The organism is Rhodococcus sp. MEB041 (assembly GCF_030208955.1).
Taxonomy (GTDB): Bacteria; Actinomycetota; Actinomycetes; order Mycobacteriales; family Mycobacteriaceae; genus Rhodococcoides.
Map to the genome: position 1 here is coordinate 1 of NZ_JARVSZ010000013.1, position 4,428 is coordinate 4,428.

5 protein-coding genes are annotated in these 4,428 nt (G+C 66.2%); 3 read left to right on the forward strand and 2 right to left on the reverse strand.

Translation table 11 applies throughout. From position 1 onward, the window contains the following. Positions 1 to 103 precede the first annotated feature (103 nt). Positions 104 to 835, reverse strand: coding sequence for a GAF and ANTAR domain-containing protein (locus tag QRN16_RS21735; RefSeq protein ID WP_285189991.1), 732 nt, complete (start codon positions 833 to 835; stop codon positions 104 to 106). A 464-nt stretch (positions 836 to 1,299) separates the two neighbouring features. Here QRN16_RS21735 and QRN16_RS21740 point away from each other — a divergent pair, with 464 nt between their 5' ends. The 3 genes from QRN16_RS21740 to QRN16_RS21750 all read left to right on the forward strand — a co-directional run bounded on the left by QRN16_RS21740 (position 1,300) and on the right by QRN16_RS21750 (position 3,314). Further along, a complete protein-coding gene (locus QRN16_RS21740; RefSeq protein WP_285189993.1) occupies positions 1,300 to 1,980 on the forward strand; it encodes a hypothetical protein in 681 nt (226 codons plus the stop codon). A gap of 69 nt (positions 1,981 to 2,049) precedes the next feature. After that, the gene (locus tag QRN16_RS21745; RefSeq protein WP_285189997.1) at positions 2,050 to 2,574 is read left to right on the forward strand and encodes a hypothetical protein; all 525 of its coding nucleotides are present in this window, start codon (positions 2,050 to 2,052) and stop codon (positions 2,572 to 2,574) included. Further along, a complete protein-coding gene (locus tag QRN16_RS21750; RefSeq protein ID WP_285189998.1) occupies positions 2,571 to 3,314 on the forward strand; it encodes a hypothetical protein in 744 nt (247 codons plus the stop codon). Before QRN16_RS21745 ends, QRN16_RS21750 begins: the two co-directional genes overlap by 4 nt. A gap of 548 nt (positions 3,315 to 3,862) precedes the next feature. On the opposite strand, the gene QRN16_RS21755 is transcribed toward QRN16_RS21750, so the two are convergent. Next, positions 3,863 to 4,428 (reverse strand): manganese catalase family protein (locus QRN16_RS21755; RefSeq protein ID WP_285190000.1); only part of this gene is annotated, 566 nt, incomplete at its 5' end.

Sequence of the window (4,428 nt, forward strand, 5' to 3'; positions counted from 1 at the left end):
CGGTGTCGCCGCCGACTCCCCGCCGCGCGAGTTCGAGGACGATTCGACCGCCCATAGATTGACCGTTCCCGTCGGGTTACTCGTCTCCGTTTCTAGGCCGTCATCATTCGGGTTCGCGTCGCGCGATCTTCGTCGCCAGATCCGTCACCGGTGTGTGCCAGTCCTGGGACAGTCGAACGAGCATCGCGAACGCAGCGTCGGCGCGCAGGTCATAGCGCTCCATGATGATGCCTTTGGCCTGTCCGATGACATCGCGGGTCGCGAGCGCGGACTCGAAATTGTGCTCCTGCTCGGCGGCGACGAGAGCGAGGGCGGCGTGCGTGGCGAGCAGGACGCCGACGTCGTCGTCGGCGTCGTCGAAGCCGTGAACGGCGTCGGAGTACAGGTTCAGCGCCCCGAGGTGATCGTGGTGGGTGTACAACCGGAACGTCAGCATCGAGCGCACTCCGGCCTCTGAGGCCGCGGGAGCGAACTGTGGCCACCGATCCTCACGGGCCATATCGGGGACGAACACACTGTGGTGTTTCCACACCGTGTCCAAGCACGGCCCTTGCCCGGTCTCCTCCTGCAGGGCGTCGACACGGCGAGGGAGTTCGTCGGTGGCACCGCGGGATTCGATTCTGCGATTGCGGACGACGAGGGTGATGCCGGCGTGATCAGCGCCCGGTATCAGCCGGACCGCCTCCGCCGTGATCGAGAGCAGAGTGCCCTCGACGCTCCCGTGTTCTTGTTGGATCACCCTGGCCATCTCGGCCATGGCGGCGCCCAAAGACATTGTCTCGGAATCACTGTCGGCGCGCGCCGGGTCGAGCGGCGGGTCGGAAGTAGCGGTCACGGACGTACCTTCTTCCAGATCCTCGGTGCTGGGTACGTACGCCGAGGTCGAGCACACCATGTCACACGTATGCTGGGCGCCCGCAACGGAGTGCACCGCTGCTGTCGAACGGCAGTCCTCGATAGTTCGTCGTCGCCCGGTGTAGGGCGACGCGGCGTACAGTTACCGTCAGTTCGGTACAACCCTTGCCGTTCGGACCGATCATCCGAACCAGTCGTCTCGCCGCTGCGGCGCGAAGACGACCTCGAGGAGTGTGCGCGAAACATGTCTCAGCATTTACCCGACCGTCGCGATATCGTCGCGGCGGTCGGTCACGTGTCGCCCGCCCTACCTGTCCTGCAGCTGACTCCGCACCTGCGGGCGAGAGCGGGCGCTCGGATCCAGATTCTCGAACAACGTTGTGCGTCAACGTCGCCGCGTGCCCCCGTCGTGCACACCGGGGTCGTGCCGGTCTGCGAGTCCCGGTGACCGGTGACGCCGACGACCGTCAGCCGAGGGATCATCCACTGTCCGGCCTGGAGTCATTGTCGCAGTGGGTGGAGGTGTGCGTCGACCTGTCGTCCGCGGACGGCGCAGCTGTCGTCGCATCCACCGAGCGCCACGATGACAGACACCGGATCCTCTATGCCACCGACCCGACCGCCGAGCGCGTGGCGGACCTGCTCTTCGTCCTCGGCTACGGACCCCACACGACGGCGACGCCCGCACATCCGGTGCAGACCGTGACGACCACCGATCCCGACGACCGCCGCACCTGGCCGCTGCTGATCGACGAACTCGTCGCGGTGGGCGTTCACTGGCTACAGGTCCATGCGTTCGGGGCACTCGGGTCGGCGTTGGGAACCCTGCAGCTCTACCGGCGGCGTCGACCGCCCGCGCGGTCGCTCGATGCGGACACCACGGTCAGCGCGCTGGCGCGAGCGCTCGGTAGCGAACCGGTCGCCGACCGGGTCCTCGGTGCATCATCGGAGCCGGTTGCGGGCTCCGACGTCGTCAGCGTCGCGATCGGCGTTCTCGCTGCCCGGCAACGTCTTTCGGTGCCGGCGGCATCGGCGCTGCTCCGAGCCGGCGCCTATGCGCGCGAACATTCGTCGCTGGACGAGGCGCAACGCGTTGTCGAGTCTCTCGGCGACCATGAATCGTGACAGCAGGGAACATCGCGCCGTGGTGAACGGCACGTCGGGTATCACTACACGTGAGAGCGAAGCCCGTCGATGACCGACCGTGTGAATCCGACACCGCGCTCGTGCGACTTCCTCGACCTCGTCGGCCCCACCGCCGAGACGCCCGCACCCCACGCGACCGCACCCCATGTCACCGACGAGCGAAGGTTCCTGGTGTGGATGGTCGACGACCGGGACACAGTCATCCTGCGCACCGCGAGCTCGCTGACCGATGCCGTCGACGTGGCTCGCGCGTATTGCGCAGCGTGGGGTGCGCAGGTGCGTCACATCGAGGATCCGCGGGGCGAGGTGGTGCCACGTGCAACGTGGGAGACGCTGTGTTCGGTCACTTCGCCCCTGCCCTACGTCTACACCGTCGAGCTCCGTTCTCCCCGCTCCACCGGGCGTGAGGAACTGGTGACAGCGCTCTGGACCAGTACTCATCTCGACGAGGCGCTGCGCTGGCGGCAGCTGCTGCCGCCCGACCTCCGCAGTCGCGCCCTCGTGGTCAGCAATGCCCCCGACGGGCACTTCCCGCGTTCGGCACCATCACCGGCAGGAACTTCTTCCAGATGACGTCGACGGACGGTATGGCCGGCAATTCGGATGACGCCGTCGCCGCAGCACCTTCGAGTCCGACCACCGACGGCCCGGAACATGCAGCCCATCGGGCCACCGGAAACGCCGGCGTGCCCGATGCCGCCGCGACTGCGACGGGAACGTGCGCACGCTGCGCGACCACGACGCGTCAGTTGACGTCCACCACGAGAGTGCCGGGCATGTCCGCCGCCGCATCAGCGCTGTGGGTGCGCCCACGCGGGAAGGGACTGTGCCCACCATGTGCGTGGATGTACCGGTCCGCGGACACCCGCCGTACCCCGCACCTCGTCACTCGCTGGCCCGACAGTGTCACCGCGATCGACCCCACCGACCTGTTCCACGTGTTGTCCTCACCCGTGTCGTATTCGACCGCGGTGTTACTGCCCGACGACGACGGGCACGATGTACTCCCGTACGCGCGGTGGGGCCACGTCAGTGCGCCCGGAGTCGCCGTCGCATGGAACGGCCGCGACGCAGAGATGTTCGCAGCGGTGGGACGGCTCCGTCGGCGTGGGTTCTCCGGCTCTTTTCTCGGCGACCCGACGCCACCACTGGCCGTTTTCGACACCTTGCCCATGCGCGAGTGGGAACGTACCTACGCCGATTGGGCGTGGGTCGAGCGCTGGCGACTCGGATTGCCGCAGTGGAAGATCGCGCTGCGTGCGACCACTCACGTGACAACTCGGGTACCAGGAACGTCCAGTCGCGAGTTGTAGTCGTAATCCTTCTGCGAACCATCGGGTGCCGTCAACAGCGCACCTGGACGTCGACTGTGGACCGTTGGAGTTGTTTCAGGGTCGCCACGGGCAAGGGTCGTTAGCTGACTCGGCGAATGATGCCGATCGGGACTCGATGTCACGAGGAAAGTCGAAACGCCCGCACATGATGACGTGTTGTCGTCGAACCACGCGACCGAGCGGACGCCGTCTCGGTCAGCCGATGCCGACCGAGCACCCGCGGATGAGCCTGAGCGGACACCGACGGACGTCGTTACGGCGCCCCGGGAGCCGGACCAGGCCCTGACGATTCTCCGGGCATCACTGGTGGGGTGCATGAAGTCGGCGAACTGGTTGCTGACCGGTTACGTGTCATCCGCAGTGGCGTCACCGCGCGATGGTGCGAAAGGCCCCTGGGCGTTGGTGGAGATGTACGACGAACGCCTGCACCGTTATCCGGGCAGGCGTTCGTCGACCGACTCTATTGTTCAGGTGCGCGACGTGAAGTCAGCCGGCCCGTCGAGCACAGGCCGGGAGCCGGTGGTCCACTACTTGCCGAGTTCGCCGAATGTGGCGTCGATGTCGGCCATCTCCATCTCGGCGGTCTGCTGGATCAGTTCCATGAGCTCCGGATCCAGTCCGGGTGCGAACTCCTCCGGCCGCTCGGGAGCGATGTCGAGGGGCGCGCCGGCAGGTGCCTGTTCGCTCGCATCGAGGTCGGTTCCGTCTTTCGACGGCGACATTCCCTGGTAAATACGTCCCGCTTCGGAGGCGCCGGTGAGGTCGAACGTGTACTGCTTGCTCTGGAGGCCCATCTCCACGAGTTTCTTGACCTCGGGGAATTGTTCGGCGTTCGTCTTGGGGATCGGCAGCGTCTTCTTCCAGTCGACACCGAGGGTTTCGAGCGCCTTGGCGTAGCCGTTCTCGTGCGCCTGGTCCCGAACGATCAGGTAGGAGATGGTCGAGCGGGCGGTCTTGTTGTCGGTCATCTCGTACATGCGGCATTTCTGCAAGCGGCCCGTCGATTCGAGCATCAGGTTGTACAGCAGATCGAGCACCAGGTTGCCCGAGTTGTAGACGTAACTGCCGCTCCACGGGTTGCCCACCGAGTCGA

Excerpts from the sequence above, each read along its gene's own strand:
- QRN16_RS21750 (WP_285189998.1), top strand. The coding sequence starts at position 2,571 with ATGACGTCGACGGACGGTATGGCCGGCAATTCGGATGACGCCGTCGCC.
- QRN16_RS21745 (WP_285189997.1), top strand. The coding sequence starts at position 2,050 with ATGACCGACCGTGTGAATCCGACACCGCGCTCGTGCGACTTCCTCGAC.